The organism is Methanosarcina sp. UBA289 (genome assembly GCA_002496565.1).
GTDB lineage: Archaea > Halobacteriota > Methanosarcinia > Methanosarcinales > Methanosarcinaceae > Methanosarcina.
Genome location: DAKJ01000016.1, coordinates 1 through 16,676, shown reverse-complemented (window position 1 = coordinate 16,676; position 16,676 = coordinate 1). Strand labels below are relative to the sequence as shown.

14 protein-coding genes are annotated in these 16,676 nt (G+C 39.8%); 8 read left to right on the top strand and 6 right to left on the bottom strand.

Going from position 1 to position 16,676, the window contains the following annotated elements:
* Window positions 1-14: 14 nt before the first annotated feature.
* Window positions 15-404, top strand: coding sequence for a Fe-S cluster assembly scaffold protein NifU (gene nifU / locus BP549_RS05625; RefSeq protein ID WP_292378883.1), 390 nt, complete (start codon window positions 15-17; stop codon window positions 402-404).
* Window positions 385-705, top strand: a complete 321-nt coding sequence (nadA, locus tag BP549_RS05620) for a quinolinate synthase NadA (RefSeq protein ID WP_292372534.1) — start codon at window positions 385-387, stop codon at window positions 703-705. Before nifU ends, nadA begins: the two co-directional genes overlap by 20 nt.
* A 442-nt stretch (window positions 706-1,147) precedes the next feature.
* Here nadA and BP549_RS05615 read toward each other — a convergent pair whose 3' ends face one another.
* Window positions 1,148-1,879, bottom strand: a complete 732-nt coding sequence (locus BP549_RS05615; RefSeq protein ID WP_292378880.1) for a hypothetical protein — start codon at window positions 1,877-1,879, stop codon at window positions 1,148-1,150.
* Window positions 1,880-2,789: 910 nt separating this feature from the next.
* Here BP549_RS05615 and BP549_RS05610 point away from each other — a divergent pair.
* The 4 genes from BP549_RS05610 to BP549_RS05595 all read left to right on the top strand — a co-directional run bounded on the left by BP549_RS05610 (window position 2,790) and on the right by BP549_RS05595 (window position 6,922).
* Complete coding sequence (locus BP549_RS05610; RefSeq protein ID WP_292378877.1) at window positions 2,790-4,133, top strand: O-acetylhomoserine aminocarboxypropyltransferase/cysteine synthase family protein; 1,344 nt, start codon at window positions 2,790-2,792, stop codon at window positions 4,131-4,133.
* Window positions 4,134-4,135: 2 nt separating this feature from the next.
* Window positions 4,136-5,707, top strand: a complete 1,572-nt coding sequence (gene metX / locus BP549_RS05605; RefSeq protein WP_292378875.1) for a homoserine O-acetyltransferase MetX — start codon at window positions 4,136-4,138, stop codon at window positions 5,705-5,707.
* Window positions 5,708-6,297: 590 nt separating this feature from the next.
* On the top strand, window positions 6,298-6,510 hold the full coding sequence (locus tag BP549_RS05600; RefSeq protein WP_048106925.1) for a helix-turn-helix transcriptional regulator: 213 nt from the start codon (window positions 6,298-6,300) through the stop codon (window positions 6,508-6,510).
* Window positions 6,497-6,922 (top strand): hypothetical protein, encoded by a 426-nt coding sequence (locus BP549_RS05595; RefSeq protein WP_292378870.1) that lies wholly within the window; start codon window positions 6,497-6,499, stop codon window positions 6,920-6,922. Before BP549_RS05600 ends, BP549_RS05595 begins: the two co-directional genes overlap by 14 nt.
* A 159-nt stretch (window positions 6,923-7,081) precedes the next feature.
* Here BP549_RS05595 and BP549_RS05590 read toward each other — a convergent pair whose 3' ends face one another.
* Window positions 7,082-7,291, bottom strand: coding sequence for a hypothetical protein (locus tag BP549_RS05590; RefSeq protein ID WP_292378869.1), 210 nt, complete (start codon window positions 7,289-7,291; stop codon window positions 7,082-7,084).
* 450 nt (window positions 7,292-7,741) lie between these two features.
* Between BP549_RS05590 and BP549_RS05585 the strand changes: the two genes are divergently transcribed.
* Window positions 7,742-8,437 carry a type 1 glutamine amidotransferase gene (locus BP549_RS05585; protein WP_292378866.1) on the top strand — a complete coding sequence of 232 codons (696 nt, stop codon included), beginning with the start codon at window positions 7,742-7,744 and terminating at the stop codon, window positions 8,435-8,437.
* Window positions 8,438-8,477: 40 nt separating this feature from the next.
* On the opposite strand, the gene mprF is transcribed toward BP549_RS05585, so the two are convergent.
* Window positions 8,478-11,132 carry a bifunctional lysylphosphatidylglycerol flippase/synthetase MprF gene (gene mprF / locus BP549_RS05580; protein ID WP_292378863.1) on the bottom strand — a complete coding sequence of 885 codons (2,655 nt, stop codon included), beginning with the start codon at window positions 11,130-11,132 and terminating at the stop codon, window positions 8,478-8,480.
* 410 nt (window positions 11,133-11,542) lie between these two features.
* Window positions 11,543-12,718, bottom strand: coding sequence for a tetratricopeptide repeat protein (locus BP549_RS05575; protein WP_292378861.1), 1,176 nt, complete (start codon window positions 12,716-12,718; stop codon window positions 11,543-11,545).
* A gap of 386 nt (window positions 12,719-13,104) precedes the next feature.
* On the opposite strand from BP549_RS05575, the gene BP549_RS05570 reads away from it, so the two are divergent.
* The gene (locus tag BP549_RS05570) at window positions 13,105-14,064 is read left to right on the top strand and encodes an MBL fold metallo-hydrolase (protein WP_292378859.1); all 960 of its coding nucleotides are present in this window, start codon (window positions 13,105-13,107) and stop codon (window positions 14,062-14,064) included.
* Window positions 14,065-14,677: 613 nt separating this feature from the next.
* Here the strand turns inward: BP549_RS05570 and BP549_RS05565 are convergent.
* Window positions 14,678-15,625: a formylglycine-generating enzyme family protein gene (locus BP549_RS05565; protein ID WP_292378857.1), complete on the bottom strand. Its 948-nt coding sequence runs from the start codon at window positions 15,623-15,625 to the stop codon at window positions 14,678-14,680.
* 196 nt (window positions 15,626-15,821) lie between these two features.
* Entirely contained in the window at window positions 15,822-16,316 is a 495-nt protein-coding gene (locus tag BP549_RS15935) for a rolling circle replication-associated protein (protein WP_422655874.1), read from the bottom strand.
* Window positions 16,317-16,676: the final 360 nt, after the last annotated feature.

Genomic DNA, 16,676 nt, shown 5'->3' with positions numbered 1-16,676 from the left:
CTGGAGGACAGTTCATGGATTACAGCCTTAAAGTAATGGATCATTTTTCAAACCCGAGAAATATGGGAAGTATTGAGGACAGTGACGGTGTAGGAGAGGTTGGAAACGCAAAATGCGGAGATATAATGAAAATTTACCTCAAGGTTGAGGATAATCGGATTGCGGATGTAAAATTCCAGACCTTTGGATGTGGAGCTGCAATCGCATCAAGCAGCATGGCAACTGAAATGATTAAAGGAAAAACCCTGGAAGAGGCATGGAAACTTTCAAACAAAGCCGTTGCAGAGGCCCTTGATGGGCTTCCTCCAATAAAAATGCACTGTTCAATGCTTGCAGAAGAAGCAATCCACGAGGCAATTAATAATTATCTAAAGAAAAAAGGGCTTGAGCCGTGGACAGAATAAGAATAATGCAGACAGGATTCTCAGTACCTCAGGAATTGTGAAAGAAGCGGGAAGTTCAGATTCCACGGAATTTATAATTGGAACTGAGAGAGAAATTGTTCGAAACCTGAAAGCGAAATACCCGGATAAGAAATTTTATCCTGTCTCAGAGAAGGCTTTTTGCTACAATATGAAAAAAATCACTCTGGAGGCTATTCTGAACAGCTTGCAGAATCTGGAATATGAGATTCATGTCCCGGAGCATATAAGGGTAAAAGCCAGAAAAGCCCTGGACAGGATGCTTGAGATTAGCCGAAAGTGAAGCACCCGAATTACGCCCCGAGTTTCGCTTCGGGAGCACGGCGTCCGTTTCAGCAGAGTTGCGGCTCTACAGTGTGCTGTCCTTTTCGCTCCGCTGCGCTTCGCTCAAGAGGACTAATTTTTGGCGGAGATTCAGAAATAAATTTCTATTTTTCGGCAGCAGTCCGCCTAGATTAGTGAGCTATATTGAGCCAAAACAACATTATTAGCATCTTAAACGGAGATTGTCCCGCACGCAGTGCGGCTTTACCATAATATAAAATAAAGAAAAAGGATAGTTTCTTGTCCTCTTTTTATAAAAAAGGAAAATTCACTGAATTGTGCCTCTAAAACCTTTTATTTAATTTTCATGATTTTTAGGACTGGCCCAAGCTAGCGCTCGGTAAAAAATAGGTAAATTGACGGTAAATGTTTTTTTGAAGCTTTTACTGCATTATTTTTACTTAGTCTGTGGAGACGACTTCATCTTTTATGCTGATTTCCATATATCTACAATATCTGCATTTATAGTGTCTGATTGTTCTTGAGGTATTCATAGATTCCAAATGCGTATCAGGGTATCTGTATTCTATTAACGAAAATCGTCTTCCGCATCCTTTACAGGCTTTTCCTTTTTTAGGATCCCTTCTTTTTCTGGATTTAGAATTTTTAATTATGCTTTTTATCTTGAGATCCTCATCATTGCAGTACTTACATTTAAAGTACCTTGTCTCTGTTTCTTCATAATCGTCGTAAGTGCTTACCTTTTTGACAAGAGGCTTTTTAATTTCTTCGTAGGCAAAATCTCGATTGCATTTTTTACATTTTGATATTTTGTAATAATCTTCGATTTCAAGTAGATCTGAAGAAATAAAGAAAAACATTATGCCTCCAAGAAACAATATAATGGATAAAGGCCAGTAAGCCTCTCCCAATATTTGTCTAAAAAATTGAAGAAAGGGTAATATAAGAAGTGAAGACAATGACAATAGGACTGATATCTTTTTTACGGTATTAATTCTTTCCAGACCTAAACTATTAACGAGGTAAGGAGCCCGTTCTTTTGGAAAATGATAAAAATCTCCTTCTGATGTGATTGTTAACGTGTCAGTACTCCTATCCAGCTCATAGCAGTAATTATCAAGGCATCTTTTGTTTACACCTACTGGAAATTCTACATATTTATGGATGCTCAAAGTATCAATGACCAATTTTCAATCATTTAGCTTTTTTCCCAGATTATATCTAGATATATCTCAAAACAAGATAATCTTTTTGTTGAAAAATATTTATTAACTTGAAATCTATATAGCTAAATGCTGATATATATTCATAGGAGTAAGCATCAAAAGTAGAGCAAATATGTATTTTCTGGTTGCTAGAGAACAATTATATCAAACAAACCCCGAATTCAGCATAGATAAAAAAGTAAGTATGGGATTCTATGTGCTAAAAACCTGTCTTCTTTTGTGCTTTTTCGGACTGGCCCGAGCTAGCGCTCGGTGAAAAGACAGGTTCAATATAGCGAATATGGTTCTCGGGGTGTTTTATGACTTCTTTTCTATATTTCGGCGGCGGCACCTTCTAACAAATCCCCGACAACTGCTTCCATAAGTTTCTTCTATCAGCAGTATCCTTCAGGAAATTGAGATTTGTTGAGCCGAAGCAACATTATTAGCATCTCAAATGGAGCTTTTTGCGTTTCTCACCAGCTATTGCTATAAAATTGAAGCACAGGAAAGGGTTTCTGACCCTTTCCTCGAGTTTTTCACGAGAGATTCCTGGAATTCTTAAATTCGCGCCTTGGCCATTACCATGGATAATTATTTATACAAATACTTATTATTAGAAGTAATTAACCACTTGGCATTTAATTATATATGGATAACTATATATACCGAGATCACAATTGTGATGATTGTTCACAATTGTGAATGTATGAGAAGAGGATGAGTGTCAGGATGGCAGAGTGGCTATGCTTCCGGCTGCAACCCGGAATTATGTGAGTTCGATTCTCACTCCTGACTTTTAAAATAAGTAATTAGAATTGAAATATATTGATAAACAGCCTGGCAGGATAGAGAATTAGCCTGGAGATAAGACAAAATGACTGACAAGAATAGAAACCCGAATGAAGAAGAAAGCAAGGGAAGTAAGGAAAGTCGGACAAAAAAGAAGTCCAACGGCTTGGGAGTTTCTACCCTTGCTGTACATGCAGGCGCAAAACCCGACCCGGCTACAGGAGCAAGATCAATTCCGATTTATCAGACCGCAGCATATGTTTTTAACGATACTGATCATGCAGCCGACCTTTTTGGGCTTAGGAAAGAAGGCAATATTTATACCCGCCTGATGAACCCTACAACCGATGTCTTTGAAAAAAGAGTCGCTGCCCTTGAAGGAGGTATAGGCGCTCTTGCAACCTCCTCAGGAATGGCTGCAATTACAACCACACTTCTCACATTTACAAAGCCCGGAGACGAGATTGTTTCAGGAGACAAGCTTTACGGAGGAACCTACGAGCTTTTCAATTATACTTTCCCCAAGCTCGGGAGAACCGTAAAATTCGTAGATGCCGGTAAACCTGAAGAATTCGAAAATGCAATCTCCGAAAAAACAAAAGCCTTTTACGTAGAATCAATAGGAAATCCCGGGCTTGATATTCCTGATTTTGAGAAACTCGCAGAAATCGCCCATGCTGCAGGAATTCCGCTTGTCGTGGACAATACGGTTTCTCCCCTGATCTTAAGGCCAATTGAGCACGGGGCAGATATAGTCGTACTTTCAGCGACAAAATTCATAGGCGGCCACGGGACTTCCATAGGAGGAGTAATTGTTGATTCCGGAAATTTTGACTGGAGCCCTGAAAAGTTCCCTGAAATCTGCGAGCCTGATCCCGGGTATCATGGCTTGAAATATAAAGAAGCCTTTGGAAAGGCAGCCTTTATTGTAAAAGCTAGAGTGCAGTTCATTAGGGACACCGGAGCGTGTATTTCTCCCTTTAACTCATTTCTGTTAAGCCTAGGACTTGAAACCCTGCCTCTCAGGATGAAAAAACACTGTGACAATGCTCTAGAGATTGCAAAATACCTGGAAAAGCATCCTAAGGTTTCCTGGGTTTCATATCCTGGACTTGAATCCCATGGCAGCCATGAGCTTGCAAAGAAATATCTTAAATCAGGTTACGGTGCATTAATAGGCTTTGGGATCAAAGGCGGAGCCAGAGAATGCAAAAAGTTTATCGAGGGGCTTGAAATCTTTTCTCACCTCGCAAATATTGGGGACGCAAAAAGCCTTGTAATCCATCCGGCTTCAACCACCCACGAACAGCTTTCAAAGGAAGAACAGCTTGCCTGCGGCGTAACTGAGGACTTTATCCGGCTTTCCATAGGAATTGAGGATGCAAAAGACCTGATTTTCGATATCGATCAGGCACTCTCCGAGGTCTGATTATGGAAGTCTCAAACCAGCTTCCTTCCCAGATTTCTTCTTATAAAAACATTCTTTCGACAAAAAAGGGCCAGAATCTGGGAATTGTACGTTCTATAAACTATGAAATTCCTGGAATTTTCAGGCTTGAGAGCGGAAAGACCCTCTCAAATGTCAGGATAGAGTACGAGATGTATGGGAAAATGAACGCCGATAAGAGTAATGTTATCCTGATCTGTCATGCTCTTACAGGCGATGCCCATGCTGCCGGGTTTCATGCAGGAGACAAAAAGCCAGGCTGGTGGAACATCGTAATTGGCCCGAATAAGGCCTTTGATACGGAAAAATACTGTGTTATCTGTTCAAACATACTGGGGGGCTGTAAAGGTTCTACAGGCCCTTCTTCTATTGACCCTGAAACCGGAAAGCCCTACGGCATCTCATTTCCTGTAATTACTATTGCGGATATGATAAATGCTCAGAAAAAACTTATTGAGCACCTGGGAGTAAAACAGCTTTTTGCTGTTGCAGGCGGTTCGATGGGTGGTATGCAGGTACTTCAATGGACGGTCAGCTATCCTGAAATGGTAAAAAAGGCAATTGCAATCGCAACAACTGCGTCCACGACCCCGCAGCAAATTGCATTTGGGGCTATCGGAAGGAAAGCTATAACCGATGATCCGAAATGGAACGGGGGAAACTACTACGGAAAGAAGATACCTGCACAGGGTCTGGCACTTGCCCGCATGATAGGTCATATTACTTATTTAAGCGATGCTTCGATGCAAAAGAAGTTTGGGAGAGCTCAGCAGACTGAGGCAGGCCCGAATATTTCGCGAACATCATCAGAAACTTCTTCAGAAACCTTCCCGGACCGTTCTTCGTATTTTCAGGTCGAAAGTTACCTGAATCACCAGGGAGATACCTTTACGAAACGTTTTGATGCCAATTCCTATCTTTATATTACAAAAGCCGTAGATTTTTTTGACCTTTCAAAGAGCGGGTCCCTTATAGAAGGTTTTTCTGAAGTTACTGCAAAATTCCTTGTGATTTCCATAACCTCAGACTGGCTCTACCCTCCTTATCAATCCCAGGAGATAGTATCTGCACTTACCGCAAACGGGGTTGATGCCAAATACGAGGAAATCAGGTCTCAGTACGGGCATGATGCTTTCCTGCTTGAGGAAGGACAGCTTAACTATCTTATACGGGGCTTTCTCTCTCGGATTCTTGTAAGTGACATCATGAACCAGAATTTCTATTCGGTTTCTAGAGATGAAACGATAGAAAACGCCTCAGTCCTTATGGTAAAAAAGAAAGTGAACCACCTGCCTGTCGTGTCCGAAGACGGAAAGCTTGAAGGCATCGTTACCTCCTGGGATATTACAAAAGCCGTCGCCTGCAAAATCACCGAACTGGATGAAATAATTACTCGCGATGTGAAATACGTATTTTCAGGTGAAAAAATCGAGACCGCCTCTTCAATAATGGAAGATTATTCGATTTCCGCGCTTCCTGTAATTGATTCCGAAAACCGAATTATAGGTATGGTTACGAGTGAAAGCATAAGTGCGCTTATCGGAAGGTTCAGTTAACTCAGGAAAGTTCAATTAATTTTGAATAATCGGAGGATTTAAAATCCGAATTCTTTTTCCCAGCACAACGCAAATTTTGAAAGGAAAAAATTATGTTTCCAGCTCTAGTAAATTAGTTTTTGTGAGTTAGCTTTGTAAGTTCGTTTTTGTAAATTATACTTTGCAAGCTAATTTTATATATTATTTTTTGCAGGTTGATGTTTTGTATATTAGTCTTCGTAAATTAGTTTTACCAAGTAACTTTGGGGGCAGAAGATAAAGTCCTCAATTTCGGCTCTGTAGAAATCCTCTGAAATAAAAGATCTCAATCAATTTGAACTAAATTAGCTGAGTGTATTTTTGCTTATTTAGTTTTAGCCTCTTGAAACTGATTTAGATAGGTTTTCTACAAAGCCTCAATTTCAAGTTTAATTTTTGTGAGTAATCAAAATTTATGGTTGGCTGAACAATCATTGAAATTTGAAACTTTTTTTATTTTTACCGGATTGTGGAAAGTATGCATAAATTGTTTGAGAGCGATAAGATTAAGTATATGGAAAGCTTACTTTCCACAAATGGAAAGCTTACTTTCCATTAGGGGAGATCCCAGTTTGAAAAATAGGCTGGAAATATTACGAAAACAAAAAGGAATCAAGCAGGAAGAACTCGCTGAAGCGCTGGAAGTTTCCAGGCAAACAATAGGTTCTCTAGAAAACGGACGATATAACCCGTCTATCATTTTAGCCTTTAAACTTGCCAGATATTTTAACACTACAATTGAAGAAATCTTCATTTATGAGGAGGAAAAAAATGATAAAAATTAATAGTCAAATTAAAAATTATATATTAGTTGGGATAAGTGCAGGAATTATTATAGGGTGTTTATTTACTATAAAATTATATGGCAGGGATATTCGGGTTATTATTCCACTTGTAATAGCATTACTGATATTCGGACATTCAGTTGACAATATTTTGAAGCTTTTTGTAATTAAGGAATCCACAGAGGAGAAGAAACAACTCGAAATTGAAATGAAAGACGAAAGAAATACTCTCATCAGGGAAAAAGCCGGTTTCAAAACGAATGAATATATGCTATACCTAAATACTGTTATCATATTTATTTTAGGTTTCATGGGCGCAGAATTTTGGGTTCTTTGTCTTTTCGGTTTTTTAATTATGGCACAGGGTATTTTATCCATATCATTATATAATTATTATAATAACCGATATTGATATCTGCAAATTTATCATTCCAGCCCAGTGCAAATGCGAGGTTGTAACCGGTTACCTTAAACAAAATAAAAAAGAAAATATCCAACGCCCTGTAAAAATATAATTGTCAGATTTTCTGTATTAATCCATTTCATCCATTGTCGGATTTCTCCTATCTTTTTATATTCTTTCTCTTTTAGAGATTTTACTTAAGGCTATTATAAGCGTTGCGACGAATATTATAGCAAGGAATATCATATTTGCAGGGCTGCTTAAATCTGAATAGTTATTGACAAAACCAGCAGTGAGAGCATAAGTATTCCCAAGAAGTAGTCCGTAGTAAGCTCCTTCTATAATTAATGCTATAAGTGATACTAAAATGGCTATCAAAAAACTACGTATTATAGTGTCAAACTTCATTCTTGATCAGCTTTATAACTGCACTCTGGAATATAAATAAGTTTATTTTCAGTCGAGTATTCTATGGGTTTATTTAAGAAGAGTGAAACTTTCCACGAACTGCAGAAATTAAACTTATTTTGATCTTGCATCCGGCGAGGCTGGAACCGATCGTTTTCTATTAAAAAACTAGTAAAAATAAGACTTTGTAACGGTCTAGTAGCAGAAATCATTCCTTTATAGCCAACTATTTTATTCCTTCATCAACTTTGAAAGAGAAGATGGCCATAGAAATATTGAAAACATTAAAAAGGAGACTCGGGCAAAGTTTCTTCATATAGCAGTATTTAACACATTATTTTGAGATTTACACATTATTTTGAGTAAATCATTGTTAAATCAAATACAAATACTTAAGTCCTAAGTTATAACTGATCTCTCATGAAAATCCAAGTTATTCAGCACTCTTCAATAAATACTCTCGGCACCATTGAAGAATACGCAAAAATCAAAAATCACATGCTTGAGTCAACTCATTTTTACAAAAAGAAAAACCCTCCCAAACTTGATTCATTTGACCTTCTTATTATCATGGGCGGCCCTATTGGAGTTTATGACTATGAAGAAAATCCCTGGCTGAAAGACGAAAAAGCGTTTATCAAGCAGGCAATCGAAGCAGGAAAACCGATACTTGGAATTTGCCTTGGCGCTCAATTGCTTGCCGACATCCTCGAGGCTCGCGTTTATGAAAACCTGCACATGGAAATGGGATGGTTTCCCGTAAGGGCATCCAGGAGCGAGAATAAGCCGGAATTTCTCAAAGGGCTGCCGGACGAAATCTCGGTTTTTCACTGGCATTCTAGGACTTTTGACCTACCTTCAGGAGCTGTTCAGCTTTTTGAAAGCGAGGGCTGCAAGAATCAGGGATTCGTTTATAGGGGCAGGGTTGTAGCGCTTCAATTTCACCCTGAAGTGAATGAAGACAGAATTAAGAATTTGATCAAGCGGTTTGGGAATGGAATGGAAAATGGGCCGTTTGTCCAGAAAAAAGAGAAAATGCTCGGGCAGAGAGAATATCTTGCCGGCACAAAGGAATTTATGTTTTTAGTGCTGGATAAGTTTGAGAAGATGATTTAAAGAATATCCAGCTATTCAGCCATTTAACTGAGTGACGATTTTAAATGAGTTCTTCTGACAGCTTTTCCGGCGCATGACGCCCTATACGGCTTGCTGTTCGTTTATTCTCTTTTGAGAAAATTCCTTTCACTCCCCCTGAGATCAGGGCCGCAATATCTTTCAAGACCAGGCCCTGTTTGAGCCCTTTTGGGAGAGCGATATATTTCGGGCTCCAGACAGGATTGAATTTTTCTTTAAAATCTCGCAGTCCTTTATAATTATAAAAATGTTCTCCATGTGTAAAAATTAAAGACCCGACTTTATGCCAGACGGGCGCAAATTGCCTCGTTTCAAGCCCTGAAAGGGGAGCCATTCCAAGAGAAAAACGCCTGTATCCTTTTTCTTTTCCCCAGAGCATTAGTTTGACAAAAAGGTATTCCATTGTCCTGTCGGGAGCATCGGGACTATGGCGCATAAGGTCAACACTGATTTCTTCATTACTCGCACCTGACCATATGTTTGCAAAAGCAACGATCTCTGATTCGTTCCTCACAAGGGCAAGCGGGAAGTTGCTCAGGTATTTCTCGTCAAAAAAGCCAATTGAAAATCGCTTTTCCTTTCCTGCCTTCATTTGCAGCCAGGCATCCGAGATCTTTCTGAGTTCAGGCATAAGGCCTGGAACCGCTTCCTTAGAGACAATTTCAAACCAGTAGCCTTTTTTCTCCACATTCCTTACGGTATAGCGGAAGTCTTTGCTTGCACTTCCTTCCAGGGTAAAATTCTCAAGAGAGACTTTTGCTTCCTCCCCGATTTTTATCAGGGTAAGGCCGAGGTCAAGATAAATAGGAATATGTTTTTCGCTCACCTCATAAAAAGAAGCCCTTCCTTGATGAAATTTACTCATTTCATAAAAGTCCCAGATCAGCTCTTTTGCCTGATTGCTAGTTCCAACAATATCTCCCATTGTGACCCAGGTCTTTCCGGAAACTCCATACATCAAAAATGCCTTTTTTTCGTCATCGAAAAGCAGATACTTGTCCCCGGTAAACATCAGGTTTCCAGCCGTTTCCTGACTCTGGTTAATGATTGTTTTTGCAAGCTCTATTTCTTCTGTTCCTGGCATGTGAATGTCCCTGGAAAAAGGGCTCAGCATTTTTGCTACCCCAAAAACAAGAAGCAGGACGAAAGCTCCGACTGTAGCCCTTAAAAAACTGGAGGCCTGGGAGTTAATCCCAAACTGCCACCAGAGCTCGTTTGAATACTCTACATTCTGATATGAAAAGAGGCCAAGCCAGACGAAGCTAACAAGTACCAGAGTTATTGCAATCATATTCCTGCTACTAAAAGACTGATGCATAAGCGAGGATTTTCTGTAAAAATATTTCCTGCAGGGAAGCAAAAAGAAAAATAAGGTAAAAAGCACTGCAGCTTCATGATAATCAAAATCTTTCAGTAGGGCAAAAACCCCTCCCATCAAAAGTACGGCAAGCGAGAGAACATAAGCTCCATCGATTCTTTTCCAGAGCCCGTTTGCCAGAAGCAGGAGTAATACCCCCATAATGCTTCCAAAAAGCCTGGAAACTTCGATTAATGGCAGAGGAACAATGTAAGTCAGGTCATAAAGGTATTTGGGGTTTGAAGGCAGAGCTCCGGAAAAAAGGAGGGAGGCGCCTCCAAGGAAAACAAGAATCGAAAAAATCTGAGGAGCTAACTCGGATAAGCTTGAACATGTAGCTTTCTCAATTTTCCTTAGAAATTCGTCTCTTTCTTTATATTCATAGTATATGAGGGCCAGCAGCCCAAACAGGAAAGGCACGAAATAGTAAATTGTCCTGAAGAGGAGAAGAGGTCTGATTATATCGATCGTACCGAAATACGGTTCCAGCATAAACAGCATCAGGGTCTCAAAAACACCAAGCCCGCCAGGTACAGTACTTATCAGCCCTATAATTTGCGCCAGTGCAAAGAACACAAGGACGTGAAGCAGGGTAAGCTGTGGGTTTGAAGGTAAAAGAAAATAGACAATGCTTCCCGAAAGCAGGTAATCTACTGAAGATAAGCCAAGCTGCAAGAAAGCTATTTTCGGTTCAGGAACGCTGATCTGGTACCCTTTTGCCTTGAAATTCAACTTTCTGAATGAGAAAAAGAAATAAACTGCAACAACTAGCAGTAATAGAATTCCAACAAGATTTAACGGGACAGGAATTTCAGGTGCGTAATCCGATAGTTTCACAGGATAAAATGTGAAGAGCAATCCTCCTACAAAGCAAAAGCCAATCCAGAAGGTAAGAATACAAAAAATTATAATATCCCATATCTGACGTAAATTCAGCCCGTTTCTTGAATACAGCCTGTATCTCAGGGAACTTCCTGTCAGAACATTAAAACCAACACTATAACTTATGGATGTACTGATAAAAGAGGCTCTGGCAGTCTGCTTATAAGGCATAGGGTGGTTAATATGACGAATTGCCAGGTAATCGTAACCTGTTAAAGTAAGATAGCTCAAGAAAGTTAAAAAGAATGCAAGCTCTATATGGCTCAGTGGAATGCTGGTAATACCTTTGACGATATACATCGAGTGTAAATGATGTATTTGTTTATCCAGGGTCCACAAAGCCAGGGAAAATATAACCACTGGCAGAAGGTAGCCTGCAAGCCTCTCTATTTTAAGGGTTTTTTCCCGCATACTTCCTCTGTCTGTTATCGAGATCAAAGCTTTTTCATTTAAATTCTATTTCTTCAGTTAATATTTTATTTTTTCATTCAATTCTTTTCATTTTTTCATCTAATTCTTTTAATTTCTCACCTAACTTTGTTGGACATCTCTTTCAATTTTTTTAAGTTCAATTCCAACAGTCAAAGTTATTCCCTTATGATATATACATGTTGGCTCTATTCCAGGAAAATTTTAAAAGCAAATTTTTGAGTTATATGATTTCTAAGTCGCCTGATGCAGAAGAGATAAATAGTGGTAAAAGAAGAGGTCGAAGAAAAGACAAATGAAGAGGTAAGTCACTAATCGCACGGGAAAGTTAAGAACAGGAAAATAAGAGTACTGTCCCTTATAATGATACCAACATCCTGACTAACAACCCCTAAAATACTCAAGAGGGAGAAGGAGAATCATTTCTTATTCTCTCTTCCTCTGGCCGAAATTTTCTTAAGTTCACCTGTCTTGTGCTCTTTTCCTGCTCTTACGCTCTTCTCGCTTCCTTTCCCTCTGTTCTCTCGTTCCTGATCCCGAATTTTCTTTATTATCTCGCTTGTTGGCTTTTTTATTGTCCACACACTCCGTTTCATTTTTGCCTTCTCGTCTTCCATTCTTTCCTCTTCGTCTTCATCCAGATAGATTCCCAGTTTGGAATTTACGGAGGCTCTGGCTTTTCTAGCATCGACATGATCTGGATTGAGCCTGAGGGCTCTTTCAAGGGCTCCAAGAGCTTCTTCATTTTTATTTAGGCCGGAAAGGGCCATGCCTTTGCAATACCAGGCGTCAGCAGAATCAGGTTTTATTGAAATTGCTTTGTTGCAGGCTGCAAGGGCTCTTTTGGATTTGCCGAGTTTGAGGTGGACAAGACCTTTTCCTATCCAGGTCTTTGCATTGTCAGGATTTATTTTGAGGGCAGCGTCATAAGCTATCATGGCTTCTACGGGCCTGTTCAAGCTGTAGAGAGCAAATCCTTTGCCCACAAGGGCTCTTGCAAGGTTCGGGTTAAGCTTAAGCGCGGCATCATAGGCTTCTATAGCTTCTTCATATCGGTCCAGATCCGCAAGCACTGAACCTTTTGCGTGCCAGGCACCTGTAAGCTTCGGATTGTCAGAAAGGGCTTTTTCAGAGGCTGCAAGGGCTTTTTTGTGCTGTTTGAGCCTGCAAAGTACTGAAGTCTTGAGATTCCAGGCTTTGTCACTATCAGGTTTTATTTCGAGCAATCTGTCAAAAATCTGTAGCGCATCTCCTTCCCTGTCGAGCTGCAGAAGTACAAAACCTTCTTCGTAAAGGTAACGAGGGTTTCCAGGCTCGATTTCAAGAGCTTTCTTAATAGATTTAAGGGAGTCCTTGTACATCCTGTGTTTTAGAAACACTGCCGCCTTGCCTGCCCAGGCTGCTGCATCCTCTGGGTTTTTCTTAAGGGCTTTTTCGTGGGATGCAAGGGTCTTATTCAGGCGGTCATATGCAGTATCACGAGTTTTAACTGCAGCTTTCCCGGGTGTTCTGCCTTTCCTACCTTCCTTATCTGCTTTTTCTGGCTTGCCTGCCTTTACTGTGCTGTCTGTCTTTCTTTTGGGATTTTTTTCCATATTATCTATCCGGTATCATTTGTAGGGGTGATGCGTTTTTCAAAGTTGATTGCCCTCCACCCTTTCCCCTCTGGGAGGCAAATTCCAGGAGAAATCTTATTTCAGACTCCCTTCTCTTATTTTAAACTGATCCTGCTAACCTATTTTAAATAACCGGATAAGCATGAGATTTATGGAAAGTACTGCCGAATGACAGTTTATATTATAATTAAAAGTGTCCTATGTCATAGATTTTTCAGGCTTCATAGAAGTTTTCAGATATTTCATAGCCCTCTTTTGAAAAAAGATCTAAAGTTTCCCATCCTGAAGGTCATATGAATTAGCTGAAAATATTGAAAATACATTAAGGTCATTAATTCATATTATGAAAATATATGGTGGCTTATATGAGTAAACTGAACATTCGGGAAGCCGATCGGCTGGAGGTAACAGTCCTGGTGGATAATTACACGGACATGCTGGTAACAGAGAGTAATGACATCTGCAAAAGGCCACATTTATCTCTCCCTCATGTATTTCTTGCCGAACATGGGCTTTCGTGCTTAATCAAAGTCTTTTCCGGGGTTGAGGAACATACAATACTGATGGATGCAGCAGTAACTCCAGCCTGCTTCTTTAATAATGCAAAGCTTTTGAAGGTTGACCTGAGCAAGCTTGAAGCCATTATCCTTAGTCATGGGCATCCAGATCATTTTCTCGGACTTGTTGATCTCTTGAAGTTTATACATGAAAAGGAAGGAAAAGAAATCCCGCTTTTTCTTCATCCCGAGGCTTTTCTTGAAAGGCGTATTAATATTCCAGCAGTTGGAGTTCCTTCCACAATGCCTGCACTCGAAGAAGCTGTCCTGAAAGCTTCAGGAGCCATTCCTATAAAGTCCAAAAAACCTGTTCCTGTTGCGGATGGCCTGATTTATACAACAGGAGAAGTGGAACGCACAACAGCGTTTGAAAAAGGATTCCCATGGGCTGAAGCAAAAATTGATGGAAATTGGGTTGCTGACCCATTTCGGGATGATCAGGGACTTGTAATTAAATTGAAAGGCAAGGGACTAGTGGTAATTACCGGCTGTGCCCATGCTGGAATTATCAATACAGTTCAGTATGCCAAGAAACTTACAGGAATGGATAAGATCCATGCAGTACTCGGAGGTTTCCATCTGACAGGTGGGATTTTTGACCCGCTAATTCAGCCCACAATTGACGAAATGAGAAGGATAAATCCTGATTATATTATACCCATGCACTGCACGGGCTGGAAAGCTATAAACCGGTTTGCAGAAGTGATGCCAGAAAAATTCCTGCTCAATACGGTAGGTACAACTTATGTGCTTGAAGGGGAGCCTTAACCTGAGGTCGAGTGTATAAGATCAAAGCCTTAGCGTCGACAGTAAATGTCAGATCGTTGTACAGTCAATAACTGTTTTACAGTAACTGTTAGGCTAGCAATTGCTCAGACAGCATAGGTAATTAAAGTGTCAATCAATCATCAGTATGTCTTTAAAATAGATTCTTTAAATTGTGTATGTATTTATTACTTATTTTTAATATGAAGTAATAAGAAAATATACAAAAGTGTTAAATATCAGCTAGTAGTATAGGTAAGTGTCTCTACCAAACAGACACGGAATCTAAGTTGCCTCCTAGATTGTCGAAATTGTCTGAGACTCCTTTGCCCCTGCCTGCAAAGTAAAATAGACAGGGGCAAGAGTTCTGAAGATGAAGTTTTGAATTATAATTTATAACTGACTTTTTCGGAGCAAGAAGAAATAAACAAGAAGAAAAAAACCAGTTTTTCAAATGAGTCAATCTAAATAAGTCAGTTAAAATTAGCCACTTAAATTAGTCAATTCGAATAATTGTTTAAACTCAAAAAATAGGGTTAAATGCTGTATTATTTGTTTTATATCAGGTATTTATCCGAAACCTGATACTATTCGAGTTCCATTGTCATTTCGTAATTTATACTTCCATGACAGCTCTGAACCCAAGACTGTTTAACCTTTTATCCTGAGCAGCAAAAAGTCTTTCAGCCGACCTACAGCAGCCTGCATTTCCGTTCCATCCTCCGCCTCTCCTTACTCTAACTGGAGTGGATACGCTTGGGAAAGGATTTTCCCATGCCCTTCCATTTACCGGGGCTCCTTTGTAACTGATATGGTACTCATCCTGTACCCATTCCCCTACATTTCCATATATATCATAAAGTCCCCAGGGATTTGGTTTTTTCAGGCCTACCATATGGGTTTCAAGCCCGGAATTTTCCAGAAACCAGGAGTATTCTATAAGTTTCGATTCGTCATCTCCAAAAAAATAAGAGGTTTCAGTCCCTGCCCTGGCTGCATATTCCCATTCCGCCTCCGTAGGAAGGCGGTAAGCTTGGTTAATTCCTTCGGCATCTTCCAGAGCATTGAGTTTCCGGAAAAAGACCTGAGTCTCAGTCCAAGAAACGTTTTCAACCGGGCACTTTTCGCCCTTAAAATATGAAGAGTTATTTACCATGACTTTCCGCCATTGTTCCTGTGTCACAGGATACCTACCCAGGTAGAATGGTTTTTCGATTTTTACTCTATGCACAGGGCTTTCCCAAAGCTTTCTCCGTTTTTCGCGTATAGGAGAGCCCATATCAAACTCTCCGGCAGGGATCAGGATAAACTCCATTCCGATAGAATTAATTAGTGAATTGCTGGATAAATTCTCGATTGAATTCTCCATTGAAGTATTAATTAAGTCATTTGTTGAGTTACAGAATTCGTAATCCTTTAAGCTATTCACTGGAATACCAAGAGAACTGTGGGTTGAATTACTGATTGAACTATCAATTAAATCGTCAGATATAGGAAGTTTAATTTCTTCTGAACCTTTACAATTTGCAGAGATAGTTTTTTCAGGAATCAGTGTTCTCACCACTTTGGTTTGATAAACAAAGATATTCTCTAAGATTTTATCCTTTTCCTTTGCTGTTGACTGCTTCCTTGAATTTGAAACCCAAAATTGTTTAATCATAACAGACGACGGATATACTCAAAGGAAGCTTTACACTGAAATTCAAGCTTGTGAGATTTATATAGCATTCACTTATGGAATATAAAAACCATCTGGATAATCAGCCCTTCAGAGTCTTTTTCGGATTCGCTGGGTACGTACTGAAACCCATACATTTGACCCATTTTGCGGTGACTGCCGCCGCGAGTGCATCAAGGACATCATCTTTTGCGACTTCTTTCTTTACTGTGTGTATGTCCAGGACCGGCCCGCCTCCGTAGTGGACCCAAGCATACTGTATTACGGATTTGTGGAGGAGCCAGTTTGTACCGACAATTAAGACGTGATAGTGTAGCATTCCGTTTTTTTGAAATTCTGCTACTTTGATCCATTCGGCACGCTTCGGCAGGCATCGGCCAAGAAACTTCGAGAATTTTCCCCAAGCTGTTTGGGTTTTTTTGTTTATTTGCCAGAGGGAACCGCCTTTAGGGTTTGAGGTGAGAGTTAAGAAGACTCCTTTTACGTGCCTTCTGCTTGCTTTTTTATAGACTGCTCTGAATCCGTCTAGGTTTTGTTTCTGCCTGGCTGAAGAGGTAAAGCGGGTTTGATAGTTGATTACTATATCCCGAGCGAAGACTGGGTTTTTATCGGGAGCGCGGGAGAGAACTATTTTTTTCTTTGCGGACCCGGTTACAATAGTTTTGGAAGAGTTCGTCTATTTCTTGTTTGATGGTGTTAGTATAGGAATTCTTTAGTTTCTTTGTTATAATATCCGGATTTATTTATTCTGTTTAATTTTAGACTGACTTCAAGTCTTTCGGGACCGGATCTTTTTAGACCGTCAAGTTTTTCGTAGTGTTTACTGCTTGCGTTTTTGATCTTCGGTGAGCTTTGCTTATTCAAGATGAACTCTTTGACCGTTTCGTTTTTGAGAAACGAAGAAATATAGTTCTTGACTCAACAAATTACACTTTTT

Bases quoted from the DNA above. Each gene is read 5' to 3' on its own strand.
- BP549_RS05610 (WP_292378877.1), top strand. From the start codon at position 2,790: ATGACTGACAAGAATAGAAACCCGAATGAAGAAGAAAGCAAGGGAAGT.
- nifU (WP_292378883.1), top strand. From the start codon at position 15: ATGGATTACAGCCTTAAAGTAATGGATCATTTTTCAAACCCGAGAAAT.
- BP549_RS05575 (WP_292378861.1), bottom strand. From the start codon at position 12,718: ATGGAAAAAAATCCCAAAAGAAAGACAGACAGCACAGTAAAGGCAGGC.
- BP549_RS05595 (WP_292378870.1), top strand. From the start codon at position 6,497: ATGATAAAAATTAATAGTCAAATTAAAAATTATATATTAGTTGGGATA.
- BP549_RS05570 (WP_292378859.1), top strand. From the start codon at position 13,105: ATGAGTAAACTGAACATTCGGGAAGCCGATCGGCTGGAGGTAACAGTC.
- metX (WP_292378875.1), top strand. From the start codon at position 4,136: ATGGAAGTCTCAAACCAGCTTCCTTCCCAGATTTCTTCTTATAAAAAC.
- BP549_RS05585 (WP_292378866.1), top strand. From the start codon at position 7,742: ATGAAAATCCAAGTTATTCAGCACTCTTCAATAAATACTCTCGGCACC.